Source organism: Corynebacterium sp. (assembly GCF_030152825.1).
Lineage (GTDB): Bacteria > Actinomycetota > Actinomycetes > Mycobacteriales > Mycobacteriaceae > Corynebacterium.
Genome location: NZ_JASLIP010000052.1, coordinates 1 through 16987, shown reverse-complemented (window position 1 = coordinate 16987; position 16987 = coordinate 1). Strand labels below are relative to the sequence as shown.

Here is a 16987-nt window from a genome sequence, read left to right as displayed (position 1 = left end):
CAGTGGCTCCATTGCTGCACCTGGCGAATGTGGACGTCCGGGATCGCCAGGAGTTGGATCTGGTCGGCGCGCTGTGTCGTGGCATCGCACGCAGGAACAGCGTAACGTCGGCTACATGACAATCAATAATGTAACTGTTCTCGGCGCTGGTGTCTTGGGTGCCCAAATCGCTTTCGTTTCCGCATTCGCAGGAAAAAAAGTCGTCTCTTATGACATCAACGAAGAGGCGCTCGCCGCAGGAAAGAAGCGCTTCGAAGCTATTAGCCAACAGATGAAGCAAGAGCTGGACTCTGCCAATGACGACACCATCGCCGCAGCCTACGCGAATCTCACCCAAACCGCTGAACTGAAAGAAGCGGTTTCAGGAGCCGACCTCATCATCGAGGCGGTCCCGGAAAATCTGGACCTCAAACGCCAAGTCTGGTCACAGGTCGGCGAGCTAGCCGACGACAACACCATGTTCGCCACGAATACGTCCACGCTCATGCCCAGCAAGTTCGCTGATGCCTCGGGTGCACCCGAGCGCTTCCTGGCTATCCATTTTGCCAACCACATCTGGATTCAGAACACTGCGGAAATTATGCCGCACGAAGGCACAGACCCGAAGTTCATTGACCAGGCCGTGAAGTTTGCAGAAGAGATCAACATGGTGCCTGTGCCACTCAAGCGCGAGCAGCCCGGGTACGTACTAAACACTCTGCTGGTGCCACTTTTGAGTGCAGGCATGTACCTGCTGCATCATGAGATAGCCGAGCCCGCTGACATCGACCGAGATTGGCGCAACTCCACGGGTTCCCCTCGTGGCCCTGTCGAGATCATGGATCTGGTTGGACTGCGCACGTTAGTGGCCGTTATCGAGTCGGATGAGCAGGCGCCGCAGTGGAAGAAGACCTTCGTGGACGAAACCATCAAGCCGATGATCGCGGCAGGTAAAACCGGCAAAGAGTCCGGTGCTGGCTTTTACACTTACGACGCCAACGGCAACATCGTGCGCTGAATACGAAGCCAACCAAACGACAATATCGGCGTGAACGGGAACGATACGCCGCAATCAACAACCAGGTCGTAGCGTGGAATGCCAGGCGCCGATATCGGTGTCTAGCCTCGTAAAAACCTCGTCAATCAGCTCGATGAGTATCTCCAACCTTTATGCCCCGCCAGTGTCCATTCTCGTACGCTCCCGACCCCCTACGTCCCCGCCGCGACCATGCTCTAGCCTCATCTCCCCTGCCCCTGCCATGTGGGCCGCACAGTGCAACCATCCTTATTCATATGCCCCTTGTGCTGGTCCGAGATTTCGCAAGTACCGACGAACACGTAGCTTAACTGAGTGCCCGCAACCTACCCCCCACGCCGAGAAACCGACCTCCTGCACACCGCAGGCGGTGTCAAATTTCGGGAGTCAGAAGGGGCGCGAAGCGTCGTTGTTTGTTTCCCCCGTTGCGACCGCTCCTAGGCTTTCTGGCACCTCCGCCCACGCCCCCAAACCTCACAGCACAGCGTGACGCAGCCACCAGCCCCATGTGCTGGCAGATTTCCATCAACACTCTATTGACGCAGTGGTAGAATAAACTCCGAAACACTCAGAGAATTCTCCTTGTCTTTCCATGCAACGATCACTGGGCGCAAAAGCAACCACAATTTCCCCTTGGATAATGTCGCTGCCTGGAGACGGTAGGTATTTTGTCCGGGCATCTATGCCGGTCGCCATACCCGATGCTTCATAGGATCCACGATCACAACGAACAGCCGTATCTCGCACAGCGAAGTCGCTCTTCGCCAGGACGTCTAGTTTCATATGGTTTGAAGTCACTAATAACGGCGGTCACTAGCCATCGCCGTTAATAGCGGATGCCTAACACCATAGCTCGCGTAACGCGGCTCTGATATTCGTGCCCAATATGGGTGAGCAAATCAGGTCGACCCTAAGCAAGCCTTACGCGCTATTTGGTGTAAGTCATTTCAAAGACATGGCTCCGGTGACAGCCGAGCAGGTCACCGTGGCCGCCTCCCCCACCCTTGTGCGCCAGGCGGTGGAGAACATGGTGGGCAACGGGCTCACCCACGGCGAGGATCCTTCCCTCGCGGTCGCACAGGTGGACCGGAACGCGGAGATCACCGTGGAGTCCGACGGGCCTAAGCTGGACGCGGCGGAGGTCCACACGTGGGTGGAGCCCTTCGCCCGGGCGCAGCGGACCGCGGGCGGCGGTCAAGGCCTGGGGCTGGCGATCGTCGATGCAATTGCGAAAGCCCACGGCGGTTCGGTGGAACTGACTCCGCGGGCTGAAGGTGGGCTCGCCGTGACGCTGCGCCTGCCTGCTTAATAGAACAGCGCAGCTTTCGGGCGCTCTCTTAGGCTTCGAGCACGTAACGCAGGATCTCTACGACCTGGTCGGTGGTGGTGCACCACGCCTGCGCGGCGGCGTCGACTTCCTTGAGTGGGTGGACGATGTCCTCACCGTGGAGGGTGACATAAGGCTTGTCCAGTGCCGCGCAGTAGCCCGCGTCGAAAGCAGCGTTCCACTGCTTGTACTGGTCCCCGAAGCGGACGACGACCATATCGGCCTTCTCGATCAAGGTGCGGGTGCGGATGGAGTTGACCTTCGAGGACTGGTGATCGCGCCAAAAGCCCGCGGGCGCCTCGCCGAGGTGGTCGCCGGCGGCGTCGCTGGCGGGGTGGTCGGTCACCGGCGCGGTGAATACGACGTCGAGCCCGGCGGCCTCCGCGCCGCGCTGGATCTCTTCGCGCCAGTCGGTGTGAATCTCGCCGGACAGGTACACGTTGAAGCTCAAGGCTTTTTCTCCTTACGGTTTTTGACGTTGACCTTGAAGTTTACGCGTTTATAGGGAGCATTAATCCCCAATTGGATAGCTCTCGTCGCGCCGGAGAACGATGGCGTTGCCTTCGGTTCCTCGGCGACGGGCAAGCCCTCCGGCGCGGCCCAGTAGTGCCGATGCTAGGCAGTTGCGAGGGGCGGTACGTCAGCCCCCCCCTAGACGTTGAACTTGAATCCACGACGTGTCGTTGGAAAGCCACCTTCTCATTCGTGAATAGCAGCTAGAAACCACCACACCCCGCTATGTTGGACAAACATCGAGTGCGCACCAGGTAGCCTTCGCCCCGCTCCTCGTGCAGCAGCGTCCTTTAACAAGACATACATGGGGCTCGCCCCACATGCGGTTAATTCAGGCTTCCGGTGTCGCCCAAGCGAACCATTGATACTTAACCGAACGGTCCGTGCGAAACGCTCGGCCGTAAATAGGATTTATACCGCGCAAAGGCGGGCGCGAATGCATCAAACATCCTGTCGGCCACCCCCGCGTTCTACCACTCCGTCCACCTGCCGATGCACGATACCTGGACGCCGATGTGGGTGTACCCGCTTGGCGCGTAACATCGGCGACATGCGCATTTTCACCGTGGGCCACTCCAACCTCGAGTTCGAGGACTTCGTTGAAATGATCAAGGCTGCCGGTGTGACATCCATCGTGGATGTACGCAAGCTGCCCGGGTCCAGAAAGTACCCGTGGTTCAACGACGACCACCTTGCCGAACACCTTCCCACATGTGGCATCACTTACAGCAGAAGCGAGGGCCTCACCGGGCGACGCAACGTGTCCCACTCGGTACCGTTTGAGGTTAACGGTAACTGGCGTAACCGCAGCTTCCACAATTACGCCGACCATGCTCTGGGAGGAGAGTTCTCGGACGCGATCTCGCAGCTACGAGCGAACGCCGCCGAAACCCCCACCGCGATCATGTGCTCCGAGGCGGTGTGGTGGCGCTGCCACCGGCGTATCATCGCCGACCATCTCATCGCCCACGGTGACGAGGTTGGCCACATTATGGGCCTGGGTGCAGCCGGGGCGAAGGTGAGCGAAGCAACGCTCAACGACGGCGCAGTCATCGGCAACGATCTCCTCGTGCGCTACCCCGAACGGGGCTAGCGCGTCCACCAGAGGCCAGGGGTGCGGAAACTCGGACTACGACTCAGTCAGCCACGGCATCCTCCTCGACCTGACCTCAGGCGCGACCTACGCCTTGTATTGATGGGGCGCCCGGTAGCTTATGAGCAGCAGCATCGGAGGCACATCAGCGGATAGCACGCTCAAACGAGCTTTAGGTTAGGAAAACTGAACCGCGCAATCTAAGAAGACCACCGGGGACCCCGGTAGTGCCCCAAAGCGTCGAATTGAAAAACGTGCCACCGACTTGCCACGACCCTAGACGTCGAGCTTGAAGTCCACGGTATCTCGTTGCAAAGTTACCTTCTCGTTAACACCATCAAAAGGAGTGTTATCCAATGAAAGCGTTCGGATTCTTAAGCTTCGGGCATTACGCCTTCGATGGCCAGCACGGGCCATCTGCGGAAAAGATCGCCAAGACTCATCTGGAGATCGCCCAGGCTGCGGACGAAATCGGCGTGAACAACGCGTCCTTCCGTGTCCACCACTTCGTGCCGCAGGCCTCCGCCCCGATGCCGCTGCTGGGCGCTGTCGCGGCCACCACCAAACACATCGAGGTAGGCACCGGTGTCATCGACATGCGCTAGTGCATATCGAGGTTGAAACACTCGTTCGCGTAAGCTTGGTTACATGGTCGAACTGGTAGCGCTGAGGAAGACGAACGAGGTGGCGGCATACGTCCGCGCCTCCATGGACCGCAAGGGCGACCGCTGGACGGTCGATACGCAACTGCGGAAGATCAGGGCGCTCGCCGAGGCCAAGGACTGGAATGTGGTCGAGGTCTACGAGGATAACGCAGTGTCGGCGACGAAGAAGCGCCGTGCTGGCACGCGCTGGGCCGAGATGCTGGAGGACGCCAAGGCTGGCCGGTTCTCGATGGTGGTCGCGGTGGACATGGACCGGCTGCTGCGCAGCACGAAGGATCTGAACACGCTGATCGACCTCGGCCTGAGGGTCGTCACGGTGGACGGCGAGATCGACCTCTCTACGGCCGACGGCGAGTTCCGGGCGACGATGCTCGCCGCGTTGGCCCGGTTCGAGGCACGGCGCAAGGCTGAACGTCAGATCAGGTCGAACGAGCGTCGCCGAGCCGAGGGCATCCCGGCGTCCACGTGGAAGGCATTCGGCTGGACGAGGGAGGGTGAACTGATCGAGGATGAGGCTGAGGCCGTTCGGCGGGCGTTCGATGCGTTCCTCGGTGAGCCGTCGCTGTCGATCCGCCGCATCCGCGAGGACCTGAACCGCGCTGGTCACCGCACTGCCCGCGGGTCGGAGTTCTCCGTCGATGCCGTGCGCTACCTGCTGGCGAATCCGCAATACGCTGGCTACATCAAGCACTACGCCTCGGGCGAGCTGTACCCGGTGCAGGACGGGATGTTCCCGCCCATCGTGAGCGAGCAGACGTGGCGGGCCGCGGTGGCGAAGCTGGAGGACAATGTGCGGAGGTCGGCGAGGCAGGGCAATCAGCCGAAGTACCTTCTGTCCACGATCGGACTGTGTGGGAAGTGCGGCGCGACGCTCGTCTCGGGGACGAACAGCCGCAAGCACCCGACGTACCGCTGCGGCGAAAAGTTCCACCTGACCCGCCAGCGCGAGCCCGTCGATGCGATGGTCGCCGAGGCGGTGCTCACCCGTCTGTCCTCGGTGGACGTGCACGACCTCGTGATGCCCCAGGAAGACGCCGGGCCCGACCGCGAAGAACTGCTGACTGAGCGGAACGCCCTGGTCGAACGCGTGAAGGAGCTGAGTCCGCTGCTGCGCGACATCCACCAGCCGGTCCTGGAGATCACGGCGGCGATCAACGACGTGAAGGCACGCATCGACGAGATCGACGCGGAGCTGCTCGACCGCTCGGTGTCGGTGGCGGCGAAGCTGCTCGCGGAGGTGGACGAGCCGGTCGGCACCGCGGAACGCCGCGAGGTGGTCGAGTCGAAGTGGAAGGCGTTGGACGTGGACCGCCGCCGGATGCTCGTGGATGAGCTGGTGACGGTGACGATCGAGCCCATCGTTCCTGGTCACGTGAAGTTCGACCCCGACCTCATTCGGATCGAGCCGAGACGCGACTGACTCATGACTCGACTCATCATTGCAATGGTGAGTCGAGTCATGGGAGAATGGTTGCAGACAAGAAGATCCCACCGGGGGCCAGACTTAGAAGCTGGCGGTACTACTCCCGGATGAGCAGCCGGTCAAACAGCCCAACTACCGTGGCGGGGAACCGGAGGTTCAAGCATGAGGACTTCCAGTGTCTACCGTCGTTATCGACTCTTCTCGCGCATCTGCGCCCCACTGCTCCGTTCCTGACCGGAGCACCGCACCCGCCAAGAAGGCCCACGGCCTCGACCCCGCAGTCGTAGCCGCTCGCGAAGCTGGCCGCGTAGCTGGTCAGCGACTGGCCCGCACCCCGCTGACCCCGCGCCAGCGCGCCGCGGTCGCCGCCGTGATGGGTGGTGCCCGATGAGCGCCAACACTGCCGCCTTCGATCACGTCGATGCGTTCCGCTGGCGTCAGGGAGACCCTTCCCTCGCCGATACCGAGGCTCGCCTCTACGACCTCGGCGTGCTTCGCTCCGTGTTGGAAGAGGCCGTCGAGATCGCTGTCGCCGGCGCCCGCACCGAGGGCGTGACTTGGGCGAAGATCGGCGACGCCCTCGGCGTCACCCACCAGGCCGTCATCAAGCGCTACCGCAAGGGCGGTGAGCGCTGATGAGTCTCACGGATCGCACCAGCAGCACCGCTCCCGCCGACCTGACCCCGCCCGGAGGGCCTGGCCTGGCACCCGGCGGAGCCGGGCTGCCCGTCGCCAATTCGGACGACGGGAACCACGTTCGTGCAGCCGAGCAAGATTTCGCAGGAAACGGCTATACGGCTGCAACGATCAAGTTCGACGCCTCCAGCACGACCACTGATCTCACCTCTGACCTGGGAACCAACGCCGATCAGCATGCGCGGCCCTCCTTGGGTGGCCGCGCATCCGTTTCGGAAACGGCTGCACAGGCGCCCACCGCAGTTGCAGTCGTGGACTATGCCGAGCTGGACGTGCCGGGGGCCGATCCCAGCGATGAGGTAGAGCCCTTCGTTGTCGAGTCCACGCCCGCGCAGGTCGCCGAGGCGAAGGAGTTCTTCGCCCGTGCGAAGGCTGCGGAGAGCGCGGAGCAGGTGAAGCGCGCCCGGATGCAGTCGCGGGTGTTCTCGGTGATGCAGTACCGCGAGCACCCGGAGACCGGCGAGGTCATGCTCACGCAGGAGCAGCTCGACGAGGGGCTCGCGGTGCTGGGCGATCGCCTGCATCGCTGGGCCTACGTGTGGCACCCGCATGACCGCCTGGTCGAGGTGGACGAAGGCACCGGCGAGACGGTGTGCTGCGGAATCAAGGGCCTGCACGCGCACATGGTGCTGTGGGTCGCCGACGCGGAGGGTCCGCGCCCCACGATCCGCACGGTCTCCGATGCGTTCTCGATTCCCTCGGCTCGCGTGAAGCCGCCGAAGGAGACCGCGGAGCAGGACGGAACCGAGCACAAGGGCCGCGGCGCTGCGGAGAAGGCGTTCTTCGACCTCAGCGAGTACCTGCCGCATGAGTCGCGCGGGAAGGACGCCATCCCCGGTATCCACCAGTCGGATCGGCACTACCTCGTGGACAAGACGCAGGAGGGCAAGCCCGGTAAGTACCAGTACGGCCGGGGGCGGATCGTCGCGAACTTCGACTTCGGCCGGGAGCTGGATGCGCACATGGCGATGCGCCGCAATGCCGCTGAGGGTGGCGGTGGCGCGAAGCTCAGCAAGCTCTTCCAGGCTGTGGGCAAGGGCTCGCTGACACTGAAGCAGGTCCGTGATCAGGAGCCCGCGATCTACTTCGCGAAGGGCAACCTGGCGCACTTCCAGAAGTTGCGCGGCGACTTCCTCTCGTACCAGGACGCGCCGGAGTCGGTCATGAACTTCTACGTGTTCGGCGAGGGCGGCACGGGCAAGGACTTGCTCGCGAAGGCGCTCGCTCGCGCCCTGGCTCCAGGGGCGGACAAGCCATACTTCAAGGTAGGCGGCGAGAACGTTTCGTGGGAGGGGTACGACGGCGAGCCGGTGGTGATCTGGGAGGACATGCGCGTCGGCGACATGATCCGCACGGCGAAGAGCCGCGGCATGCTCTTCCGCATCCTCGGCCCGTGGCGCGAGCCGGACGAGAAGCCGATCGTGAACATCAAGGGCTCGAAGACGCAGCTGATCAACCGGGTGAACATCGTGACGGGGCCGGAGGGCTACGAGGAGTTCCTCCGCGGCCTGGCGGGTGAGTACGAGTCGATGCAGGGCGGCGTGCGGGTCAAGCACGAAGCGGAGAACCTCGGGCAGGGATTCCGCCGCTTCCCGGTGATCATCCCGGTCGCCGAGCGCGAGTTCTCGATCTTCGTGAACTCCGGCGTGCTTAATGGCACCCGCGAGTACCAGAGCTACGAGCGGTACGAGCATATGCGCCAGGATCTGGAGCTGCTGGCACGCAGGTGCAAGGCGATCAAGGACACGGCGGAGCGGCAGCGCGTTCGCGGGGAGATCGAGGCGCGCACGGTCGCGCCGATCGTGGAGCAGCACGACCGGATCGCCCGCCCCAAGCTGGACGCGATCGACGGAGACGATCTGTTCGCGGAGTTCGCCGGAGTCGGTCAGCCGATCCAGCCGAGTGCTGAGGAGATCTCCGCCGCCGAAGAGGCTGCGAAGCGTGACCGGGAGATCGTCGAGCAGCAGCAGCGCAAGCGGCTCGCCGAGCTGGAGGAGCACAACCGCGAGCTGAGGCTCTGCACCTGTGCTACCCCGCAGGCGGGCGTCTACGCGCGGCACGGTGACGAGTGCCCGGCGCTTTCCGAGGACGAGCGCCAGCGCCGTGTTGAGGCAAAGCAGAAGGCGCTCGATGCGAAGGTTGCGCGCCTTCGCGCGAACGGCGGTCTGCTGGTCGTGGGAGGTGCGCGATGAGCACCGAACTGGACGCGCTCTTCCAGGGGGTCGAGGGGGCCGGAGGCCCCTCGCAAGCAGCTCCGGAGGACACGAGCGCCAGCGATGTGTCCGACGGGGCTACTGCTTGCCACTCTGGCGTACAGGTGGAGCAGCAGGCCGACTCCCAGGTGAACACCGGTCGGGCTGATGCGGAGGCTGTGCGCCAGAGTCACGGCGGCGCGAAGCGTCGTCGTGGCAGCGGCGGGCGGCTCGATACCCGCTTCGATGACGCCACGCTCGGGGCGCTTCGCACTCGTGCGAAGCGGCTCGGACTGGCTCCGAGCACGTGGGTGCGGACCGTCGTGCGTGATGCGCTCCATGCCTCTCGGAGCGAGGAACTGGACGCCGCAGTGGCCGCGCACCTGCTCGGGGTCGAGGCGCACGTGCAGGCCTCGGCGGATGCCCGCGAGCTGGCCGCTAAGGTGCGCCCGCTCGCGATCAACGTCAACGACCTCGACCGCCGCGCACGAGCCGGTGAGCCCGTGGCGCTCTCTGCGGAAGTGCCCGAGCTGATCGAGCTGCTGCGCGAGGTCCGCGAGCTGCTCGGGGATCGGACGGCCTCATGAGCACCACGCACTACAGCCCGAGCGCCAGCGCCGCCGATACGGAGCGCTACATCCGAGGCAAGGGGGACGAGCGTGGGGTCGCGGTCACGTGCGACGTGCCGGGAGGCCCCGGCGCGTTCGCGCGCCGCGCCCAGGCACTCACGCAGAACACCAAGCGGGATGTCGAGGCGCTGCACTACCGCCAGTCGTTCAGCGACGAGGAGTTCGACCCGACGAGGCCGGAGGACGTGCAGCGGGTGAACGATCTGGGCTACCAGTTCGCGAAGAAGATGCACCCGCGCTCCGACTGCCTCGTGGTCACCCACACCGATGGTCGCGGCGGCAAGGCCCACAACCACGTCCTCGTCATCAACCACAACAACGAGACGGGTAGGGCCCTTTCGGACTACCGGACGTTCCACGACCGCAAGGCCGGGAACCAGAAGGGCGTGCAGACGGCGAACGATGAGCTGATGCGCGAGCACGGGCTCTCGGTCGTGAAGCGGCTGGAGCACGCGCCGAAGGACTGGGAGCTGCGCCGCGAGGACTTCGCTGAGGGTGGCCTCGACCGCGAGATGGGCGACCGGATGAGTGCCGCCCTGGCGGATCCCCGCGCGACGGACAAGGCCGGTCTCGAAGCGGTGATCGCGGAGCAGAACCAGCAGCTCGGCGATGACGGCGACCGGGTGCCGCGGATGCGGCTGCACACCGCCGTGAGCAAGCGCGGGAAGAACGTCGGCAAGGAGACCTGGACGCTCTACATCGAGGACCGCAGGGGCGAGTCCGGGCGCGCCGAGCGCCGCAAGCGCACGAGCGCACTCTCGGCAGATTTCACGCCGGAGGGCGCGCAGGCGTTCTTCGACTACCACCAGCAGCAGAAGGAGCAGGAACATGAGCGCAGCGCTCGACAGGCTGAAGCAGCAGAACGAGCAGAGCGGATCGCCGCAGCAGCTTGGCAGTCCGGACATGATGGAGACCTTGACCTCGATCCTCGCCGCCGTCGAGGCGCAGAACGCGAGGATCGACCGGCTGGCCGAGCAGCAGAAGAAGCTGGCGGGCTTCGTGAAGGTCATGGACGAGGAGCTGGCGAAGCGCATCGACCGGGCGTCGACCTCGCAGCAGTCCGTCGGCATGCCTCCGCAGATCGAGAGCGTCGAGAGCAGGCTGAGCGAGATCGAGAGCACGCTCAGCGAGTTCGTGAAGAGTCTCGACGGGAAGCGGCTGAGCGCCGCCTCGCAGAGTTTGATCGCCGAAGCGCAGAAGAATCACGCGGCTACGGCCTCGGCGATTGACGGGCTCAAGGCGCAGGCGGCTGCGAACCAGAAGCTCGTGGGCCAGGTCGGCGGCGCGGTGCAGCGCATCGAGAAACGGACCGAGGATCGGGTCGCGAAGGCCGTCGAGCAGGTCGCCGGGGAGGCAGGACAGGTCGTCACGGCGAAGCTCGACGCCTCGAACGCCTGGGCCGAGCGGATCATCGCCGCCACAGCGAAGCTCGAAGCGCGTCAGCTCTGGAGTGCCGCCGCCGCGATGTGCCTCGCCCTCCTGCCGGTCGCCGTGGTCGTCGCCGGGCTCTGGATGGGCATCGCCGGGCTCATCACAGGCACGCAGTGGGCGCTGGACGTGGACGGGAGCGTGTGGCTCGGCATCGGGCGCTGGCTCGTGGTCGCCGTGGGCATCGCCGGGGCCGGCTACGGGCTCTTCGCGTCCGCCCGCTGGGTCGCCGGCCTCGTAGAGACCTGGCGGGGGCGCGGGTGACTGGCGCTTCTCCTGCTGTGCAGCGTGAGCCAAGAAGGCGAGCTCGAGTGGCTCGACCTGGGCCTATGTCATTCAGATGGCTAGTCTTGATCACCGGAGCGTAGTGATTACCTCGGGTATTCCAATCGACCAGTCGAGTAGACGCTGGTGCCACTTGTCCAAGCGCGACCGAGCCGCGTCTGGGAGCTCTGGAGCACGGTCCCACTCCTCCCAGTCACCACTGGCGAGCCATCCGATGCATCCGACGATTCGGTAGGCCAGGAGCAGGTCACGAGGCACGGGGCGGTCGTACCCCTCGAAGAACGAAGAAGGGAGACCGTCGAGTCCGTGGAGGTAAGCGTGCTCATCAAGTGCGGAGAGTTCGGCCAGGGGCTGGCCAACACGTGGGAAATCCCAGTCGATCAGCCGCGCTTCGTCTTCGTTGACGACGATGTTCAGCAGGTTGACGTCGCCATGAAGCACGCTCGGTCGGGCGGTACGGATCTGAGTCGCCCGGTCAGCGATAAAGCACCTCACGTGTTCGAGAGCACCGCGCAGTCGCGGACGATGCTTCTCGACCCATGGACCGCTAGCAGCGAGGTTGTCGAGCAAACTCTCGACCGGATCGGTAGTTCGTAGGCTCAAAGAATCTGCATCGATTGTTCCCTCAAGTGAGGCGGGAAATGTGACGGCGTGCAATTCGGCCAGGGCAGCACCGGTCCTTCGCCATGCCGTGCGGTCCGCTGTACCGTTCGCGACTGAATCGGCCAGTGTTTGACCGGAGATGTACTCCCAAAGTGCGGCTCCAGCGTCATCAGATGCAAAGAGCTTCGGTGTGTTGATGCCGTTGGCGCGCAGGAAGTCGACTCGCCGACGCGGTGACGTGGTAGCCACTCGGCTCTGCCGCATGACTACCATGCGGCCATCGGTCAATTCGGCCCTCATCAGCCTGTTGTCTAGCCCATTGCCGTCGCTGTCAATCGTTTGGACTGAGACAGGAGCAGGCAAGCCTGAAGCCGCGATGAGTCGATCCATCACTTCCAGCGGGGCACCAGAGTCTCCATCATCCATGCCATCCATCATCTCAAATCAGAGTCCAGGACGTAGGGTTCTGCTGGCACTGAACGCGGTGAGCGGAACCTGCCCCCCAAGTCGACGACCTCTCAATGAGGGTGCACCTACGTACGATGCTGACCCCGAGCGATTACCGAAGCTGATGTTGTCGTTACAGGTGGAGAAGGATGCGAAGCCAGTCCGATAGCCGGTGTTACAGCAGAGATATGCGCTACGAAAACCCGCTTTACCTCGCCGAAGAGGCCGCGTCGCTGTACCAAATTTCCGGTGGCCGCGTGGCCCTGGGCGTCTCGCGCGGCGCCCCCGAGGTGGCTGACCGCGGCTGGGAGGCCTTCGGCTACAAGGGTAAAGCGCCCAATGGCGCGGACGTGGCACGAGCCCACCTCGAGGCGTTCATGGCTGCGGTGGACGGCAACGGATTCGCCACCGCCGCACCGCTGGACCGGCAGTACCCCAACATGTTCCAGCCCGGCTCCGCCCTGCCGGTCTTCCCCATGGTGCCCGAGCTGCGTAAGCACATTTTCTACGGCTCCGGCACCCACGCTTCTGCCGAGCAAACCGCCAAGGACGGGCTCAACCTGATGTCCTCCACCCTGGTCTCCGAGACCACCGCCGAGACCCTGGGCGAAATCCAGGCGGATCAGATCAGCCGCTACCGCGCCGCGTGGAAGAAGGCGGGTCACGATTGGACGCCGCGCGTGTCGGTGTCCCGCTCCGTCTTCCCCATCGTCGACGGCGCGGACATGCAGTTGTTCGGCATGCAGGCCTCCGGCTCCGATCAGGTGGGCATGCTTCCCGACGTCGGCGCCTCCACCTTCGGCCGCACCTACGCCGCCGAGCCGGACAAGCTCATTGAGCAACTCAAAGCCGACGCCGCCGTCATGTCCGCCGACACCCTACTCATCACCATCCCCACCGGAATGGGCGTGGACGTCAACGTGAAGATCTTGGACAACTTCGCCACGCATGTCGCCCCCGCGTTGGGTTGGCATCCGAATCACGAAGGCCCAGTTACCGGCTATCCCATCGACTAATTCCTGCAGGTCGCAAGCTCTTCGCTTCAATGTCAGTTCAGTGCGTGTTGAATAGTTCAGTATTTACTATATAGTTCAGCATATGCTGACCATTGCTTCACGCCTCGACGTCATGAACCGGCTCGGCCGGGCCATGGCGGATCCGACGCGCTCCAGAATCCTGATCACCCTACTCGACGGCCCGAGCTACCCGGCCGTACTTTCGCGCGACCTGGGCCTGACCCGCTCGAACGTCTCGAACCACCTGACCTGCTTGCGTGACTGCGGCATCGTCGTCGCCGAGCCGGAGGGCCGCAAGACACGCTACGAAATCGCCGATCCGCACCTCGCGACAGCGCTCAACGCGCTAGTGAACGCGACGTTGGCTGTCGACGAAAACGCCCCGTGCATCGACCCTGAGTGCTCGGTGCCCGGCTGCGACGGAAAAGGAGCGGACGCATGAGTTCAGCATGTGGATGCGAACACGAACCAGCCACGGAGATCGAAGATCTCGATCGGCCATGGTGGAAGGACCCCGAGTTGCTACTGCCGATCTTCTCCGGCGTAGCCCTCTGCATAGGCCTGGCACTGGGCTGGTCCGGGCTAGAGACACCCGCGACAGTACTGTTCTGGGTCGGCCTGCTGCTAGGGGCGTATACGTTCGCGCCCGGCGCTATCCGGAATCTTGCCACGAAGCGCAAGCTCGGCATTGGTTTGCTGATGACGATCAGCGCGGTCGGCGCGGTAATCCTCGGTTACGTCGGAGAGGCCGCGGCGCTAGCGTTCCTGTACTCGATCGCCGAGGCTCTGGAAGACAAGGCGATGGACCGGGCCCAGGGCGGACTGCGGGCACTGTTGAAATTGGTACCGCAGACCGCGACGGTGCTGCGCGACGGTACGGCGGTTGAGGTCGCGGCGAAGGACCTCGTGGCTGGCGAGCTGATGCTCGTGCGCCCCGGAGAGCGGATCGCCACGGATGGCATCATTCGGTCTGGGCGCTCCAGCCTTGACACCTCAGCGATCACCGGAGAATCCATCCCGGAGGAGGTTGCGCCCGGCGACGAGGTGCCCGCGGGAGCAATCAACTCCGCCGGCGTGCTGGAGGTCGAGACGACCGCAGCTGGAACGGACAACTCGCTGACCACACTCGTGGACCTGGTCGAGCAGGCGCAGGCGGAAAAGGGCGACCGCGCCCGGATCGCCGACCGGATTGCCCAACCCCTAGTGCCCGGGGTGATGATCCTGGCGGTGCTGGTCGGCGTGATCGGCTCGCTGCTGGGCGACCCCGAGACGTGGATCACCCGCGCGTTGGTGGTCCTGGTCGCAGCATCGCCGTGCGCGCTGGCAATCTCCGTGCCGCTGACGGTCGTGGCCGCGATCGGCGCGGCCAGCCAGTTCGGAGTAGTCATCAAGTCCGGCGCGGCGTTCGAGCGACTCGGCGGCATCCGTCACCTAGCGGTAGACAAGACCGGAACCCTTACCCGCAACCAGCCCGAGGTTACCGGAGTGGTCCCGGCAGACGGATTCGATCGGGCGCAGATGCTTTCCTTCGCGGCGGCGGTTGAGCAGCAATCGACGCACCCCCTCGCCGCGGCGATCGTGGCAGCGGAGCCCGAAGCGCCCACCGCCTTGGATATCAGCGAAGAAGCCGGTCATGGCATCGGCGGCACCGTCGAAGGCCGACGGGTGCTGGTCGGCAGCCCCCGGTGGATCGACGCCGGGCCACTGAAGGCGGACGTTGAGCGCATGGAGTCCGAAGGCCAGACCTGCGTCCTAGTCACCGTCGATGACGCTCTCGCCGGGGCGATCGGGGTGCGCGACGAGTTGCGGCCCGAGGTGCCCGATGCCGTGCAGTCCCTGCACGACAACGACGTGGAAGTGAGCATGCTCACCGGCGATAACACTCGCACCGCCCGGGCGCTGGCTGAAATCGCCGGAATCGACGACGTGCGCGCCGAGCTGCGACCGGAGGACAAGGCAAGCATCGTCGCCGAACTCTCCTCCAAGACGCCGACGGCGATGATCGGCGACGGCATCAACGACGCGCCGGCACTGGCGGGCGCAACGGTGGGCATTGCGATGGGAGCAACCGGCTCTGACGCCGCGATCGAGTCCGCTGACGTCGCCTTCACTGGCCACGACCTCCGACTGATCCCGCAGGCGCTGCAGCACGCCCGCCGAGGCAGCAGGATCATCAACCAAAACATCGTGCTGTCTCTGGCCATCATCATCGTGTTGATGCCACTGGCGATCAGCGGTGTACTGGGCCTGGCCGCCGTCGTGTTGGTACACGAAGTCGCCGAAGTCATCGTGATCTTGAACGGCCTGCGGGCTGCACGAGCGAAACGCTGAGACACACCTTCGCCCAGCGCGCTGGCTCTCCAGCGCGGATCTTGGAAGGATTGAGCTGGTCAGGGACCAAGCGTCGTCTGGTCGTGGTCGAGCTCGCTCAAGCTATCGCAGATGGGGGGGATGCCCCCGAGATTCGGGACGGACTCGCCGCCGAGAATCCGGCGGCGGCTGCGTCGGCGAACGAACGGACCGCGCTTTAACCTACCCCCCAATAACGCGAAGCGTCATTAACGCCCGGCGTTAGACGTTGAACTTGAAGTCCACGACGTCGCCGTCGACCATGACGTACTCCTTGCCCTCCTGGCGGACCTTGCCCGCCGCGCGGGCCTCGGCCATGGAGCCGAGCGCGTCGAGGTCCTCGAAGCTGACGATCTCGGCCTTAATGAAGCCGCGCTCGAAATCGGAGTGGATCACGCCGGCGGCCTTCGGTGCGGTATCGCCCTGGTGGATCGTCCAGGCGCGGGCCTCCTTCGGGCCGGCGGTCAGGTAAGTCTGCAGGCCGAGGGTCTCGAAACCAGCCTTGGCCAGGGTCTGCAGGCCCGGCTCGTTCTGACCCACCGCAGCCAGAAGCTCCGCGGCATCCTCCTCGTCCAGCTCCAGCAGGTCGGTCTCGCTCTGGGCATCCAGGAATACAGCCTCAGCCGGGGCGACCAGCTTGCGCAGCTCGTCCTTCTTCGCGTCATCCGTGAGGACGTCCTCGTCGGAGTTGAACACGTAGAGGAAAGGCTTGGCGGTCATCAGGTGCAGCTCACGGAGCAGATCCAAGTCGACCTCACCGCTCTTCGAGGCGGCGAAGAGGGTGCGGTCGTCCTCGAGGACTGCCTGGGCCTTCTTAACCTCCTCGACCGTGTCGGCGACGTCCTTATCCTTGCGCGCTTCCTTCTCCAGGCGCGGCAGGGCCTTCTCCAGGGTCTGCAGGTCGGCGAGGATCAGCTCGGTGTTGATAACCGAGATGTCGCTGGCCGGGTCGACCTTGCCGTCGACGTGGATGACGTTGTCGTCGGTGAAGGCGCGCACCACCTGGCAGATCGCGTCGGCCTCGCGGATGTTGGCCAGGAAGGCGTTGCCCATGCCCTCGCCCTCGGATGCGCCCTTCACGATGCCGGCGATATCCACGAAAGTGACAGTGGCTGGGAGGATACGCTCAGAGCCGTAGATCTCCGCCAGGCGATTCAGGCGCGGATCCGGCAGCTCCACCAGGCCCTCGTTCGGCTCGATCGTGGCGAAGGGGTAATTCGCCGCCAGCACGTCGTTGCGGGTCAGCGCGTTAAAGAGGGTGGACTTTCCGACGTTCGGCAGACCAACGATTCCAAGGGTGAGAGAC

15 protein-coding genes and 2 pseudogenes are annotated in these 16987 nt (G+C 64.2%); 14 read left to right on the top strand and 3 right to left on the bottom strand.

Annotated features, from left to right (window positions below):
- Positions 1 to 115: 115 nt before the first annotated feature.
- Positions 116 to 997 carry a 3-hydroxyacyl-CoA dehydrogenase gene (locus Q1V78_RS06340; protein WP_300612791.1) on the top strand — a complete coding sequence of 294 codons (882 nt, stop codon included), beginning with the start codon at positions 116 to 118 and terminating at the stop codon, positions 995 to 997.
- A 973-nt stretch (positions 998 to 1970) separates the two neighbouring features.
- Entirely contained in the window at positions 1971 to 2324 is a 354-nt protein-coding gene (locus Q1V78_RS06335; protein WP_300612789.1) for an ATP-binding protein, read from the top strand.
- Between the two features lie 28 nt (positions 2325 to 2352).
- Here the strand turns inward: Q1V78_RS06335 and Q1V78_RS06330 are convergent, their stop codons facing one another.
- Positions 2353 to 2793: a YtoQ family protein gene (locus Q1V78_RS06330; protein ID WP_070757479.1), complete on the bottom strand. Its 441-nt coding sequence runs from the start codon at positions 2791 to 2793 to the stop codon at positions 2353 to 2355.
- A gap of 612 nt (positions 2794 to 3405) precedes the next feature.
- Here Q1V78_RS06330 and Q1V78_RS06325 point away from each other — a divergent pair.
- The 9 genes and pseudogenes from Q1V78_RS06325 (at position 3406) to Q1V78_RS06285 (ending at position 11245) form a co-directional block, all read left to right on the top strand.
- Entirely contained in the window at positions 3406 to 3948 is a 543-nt protein-coding gene (locus Q1V78_RS06325; protein ID WP_300612786.1) for a DUF488 family protein, read from the top strand.
- A gap of 356 nt (positions 3949 to 4304) precedes the next feature.
- A pseudogene (locus Q1V78_RS06320) lies at positions 4305 to 4550 on the top strand (LLM class flavin-dependent oxidoreductase); the annotation flags it as partial.
- 46 nt (positions 4551 to 4596) lie between these two features.
- Positions 4597 to 6033 (top strand): recombinase family protein, encoded by a 1437-nt coding sequence (locus Q1V78_RS06315; RefSeq protein WP_141783625.1) that lies wholly within the window; start codon positions 4597 to 4599, stop codon positions 6031 to 6033.
- A 178-nt stretch (positions 6034 to 6211) separates the two neighbouring features.
- Entirely contained in the window at positions 6212 to 6427 is a 216-nt protein-coding gene (locus Q1V78_RS06310; protein WP_141783624.1) for a hypothetical protein, read from the top strand.
- Positions 6424 to 6672 carry a hypothetical protein gene (locus Q1V78_RS06305; protein ID WP_141783623.1) on the top strand — a complete coding sequence of 83 codons (249 nt, stop codon included), beginning with the start codon at positions 6424 to 6426 and terminating at the stop codon, positions 6670 to 6672. The genes Q1V78_RS06310 and Q1V78_RS06305 overlap by 4 nt, the downstream gene beginning before the upstream one ends.
- On the top strand, positions 6672 to 8924 hold the full coding sequence (locus tag Q1V78_RS06300; protein ID WP_211350533.1) for an RNA helicase: 2253 nt from the start codon (positions 6672 to 6674) through the stop codon (positions 8922 to 8924). The genes Q1V78_RS06305 and Q1V78_RS06300 overlap by 1 nt, the downstream gene beginning before the upstream one ends.
- Positions 8921 to 9511: a hypothetical protein gene (locus Q1V78_RS06295; protein WP_141783622.1), complete on the top strand. Its 591-nt coding sequence runs from the start codon at positions 8921 to 8923 to the stop codon at positions 9509 to 9511. The genes Q1V78_RS06300 and Q1V78_RS06295 overlap by 4 nt, the downstream gene beginning before the upstream one ends.
- Positions 9508 to 10782 (top strand): relaxase/mobilization nuclease domain-containing protein, encoded by a 1275-nt coding sequence (locus tag Q1V78_RS06290; RefSeq protein ID WP_141783621.1) that lies wholly within the window; start codon positions 9508 to 9510, stop codon positions 10780 to 10782. The genes Q1V78_RS06295 and Q1V78_RS06290 overlap by 4 nt, the downstream gene beginning before the upstream one ends.
- Positions 10733 to 11245, top strand: a complete 513-nt coding sequence (locus tag Q1V78_RS06285) for a hypothetical protein (RefSeq protein WP_141786424.1) — start codon at positions 10733 to 10735, stop codon at positions 11243 to 11245. The genes Q1V78_RS06290 and Q1V78_RS06285 overlap by 50 nt, the downstream gene beginning before the upstream one ends.
- A gap of 90 nt (positions 11246 to 11335) precedes the next feature.
- Here Q1V78_RS06285 and Q1V78_RS06280 read toward each other — a convergent pair whose 3' ends face one another.
- Positions 11336 to 12307 (bottom strand): phosphotransferase, encoded by a 972-nt coding sequence (locus tag Q1V78_RS06280; RefSeq protein WP_211350532.1) that lies wholly within the window; start codon positions 12305 to 12307, stop codon positions 11336 to 11338.
- A 194-nt stretch (positions 12308 to 12501) separates the two neighbouring features.
- Between Q1V78_RS06280 and Q1V78_RS06275 the strand changes: the two are divergent.
- The 3 genes and pseudogenes from Q1V78_RS06275 to Q1V78_RS06265 all read left to right on the top strand — a co-directional run.
- Positions 12502 to 13332: pseudogene (locus Q1V78_RS06275) on the top strand (LLM class flavin-dependent oxidoreductase); the annotation flags it as partial.
- A gap of 82 nt (positions 13333 to 13414) precedes the next feature.
- The gene (locus tag Q1V78_RS06270; protein ID WP_284853036.1) at positions 13415 to 13774 is read left to right on the top strand and encodes a metalloregulator ArsR/SmtB family transcription factor; all 360 of its coding nucleotides are present in this window, start codon (positions 13415 to 13417) and stop codon (positions 13772 to 13774) included.
- Positions 13771 to 15663: a cation-translocating P-type ATPase gene (locus Q1V78_RS06265; protein WP_300612775.1), complete on the top strand. Its 1893-nt coding sequence runs from the start codon at positions 13771 to 13773 to the stop codon at positions 15661 to 15663. The genes Q1V78_RS06270 and Q1V78_RS06265 overlap by 4 nt, the downstream gene beginning before the upstream one ends.
- Before the next feature lie 240 nt (positions 15664 to 15903).
- Here the strand turns inward: Q1V78_RS06265 and ychF are convergent.
- Positions 15904 to 16987, bottom strand: a 1084-nt coding sequence (gene ychF / locus Q1V78_RS06260) for a redox-regulated ATPase YchF (RefSeq protein WP_300612773.1), incomplete at its 5' end; no start/stop codon positions are given.

Excerpts from the sequence above, each read along its gene's own strand:
- Q1V78_RS06290 (WP_141783621.1), top strand. The coding sequence starts at position 9,508 with ATGAGCACCACGCACTACAGCCCGAGCGCCAGCGCCGCCGATACGGAG.
- Q1V78_RS06340 (WP_300612791.1), top strand. The coding sequence starts at position 116 with ATGACAATCAATAATGTAACTGTTCTCGGCGCTGGTGTCTTGGGTGCC.
- Q1V78_RS06300 (WP_211350533.1), top strand. The coding sequence starts at position 6,672 with ATGAGTCTCACGGATCGCACCAGCAGCACCGCTCCCGCCGACCTGACC.
- Q1V78_RS06305 (WP_141783623.1), top strand. The coding sequence starts at position 6,424 with ATGAGCGCCAACACTGCCGCCTTCGATCACGTCGATGCGTTCCGCTGG.
- Q1V78_RS06295 (WP_141783622.1), top strand. The coding sequence starts at position 8,921 with ATGAGCACCGAACTGGACGCGCTCTTCCAGGGGGTCGAGGGGGCCGGA.
- Q1V78_RS06280 (WP_211350532.1), bottom strand. The coding sequence starts at position 12,307 with ATGATGGATGGCATGGATGATGGAGACTCTGGTGCCCCGCTGGAAGTG.
- Q1V78_RS06335 (WP_300612789.1), top strand. The coding sequence starts at position 1,971 with ATGGCTCCGGTGACAGCCGAGCAGGTCACCGTGGCCGCCTCCCCCACC.
- Q1V78_RS06265 (WP_300612775.1), top strand. The coding sequence starts at position 13,771 with ATGAGTTCAGCATGTGGATGCGAACACGAACCAGCCACGGAGATCGAA.
- Q1V78_RS06315 (WP_141783625.1), top strand. The coding sequence starts at position 4,597 with ATGGTCGAACTGGTAGCGCTGAGGAAGACGAACGAGGTGGCGGCATAC.
- Q1V78_RS06270 (WP_284853036.1), top strand. The coding sequence starts at position 13,415 with ATGCTGACCATTGCTTCACGCCTCGACGTCATGAACCGGCTCGGCCGG.
- Q1V78_RS06325 (WP_300612786.1), top strand. The coding sequence starts at position 3,406 with ATGCGCATTTTCACCGTGGGCCACTCCAACCTCGAGTTCGAGGACTTC.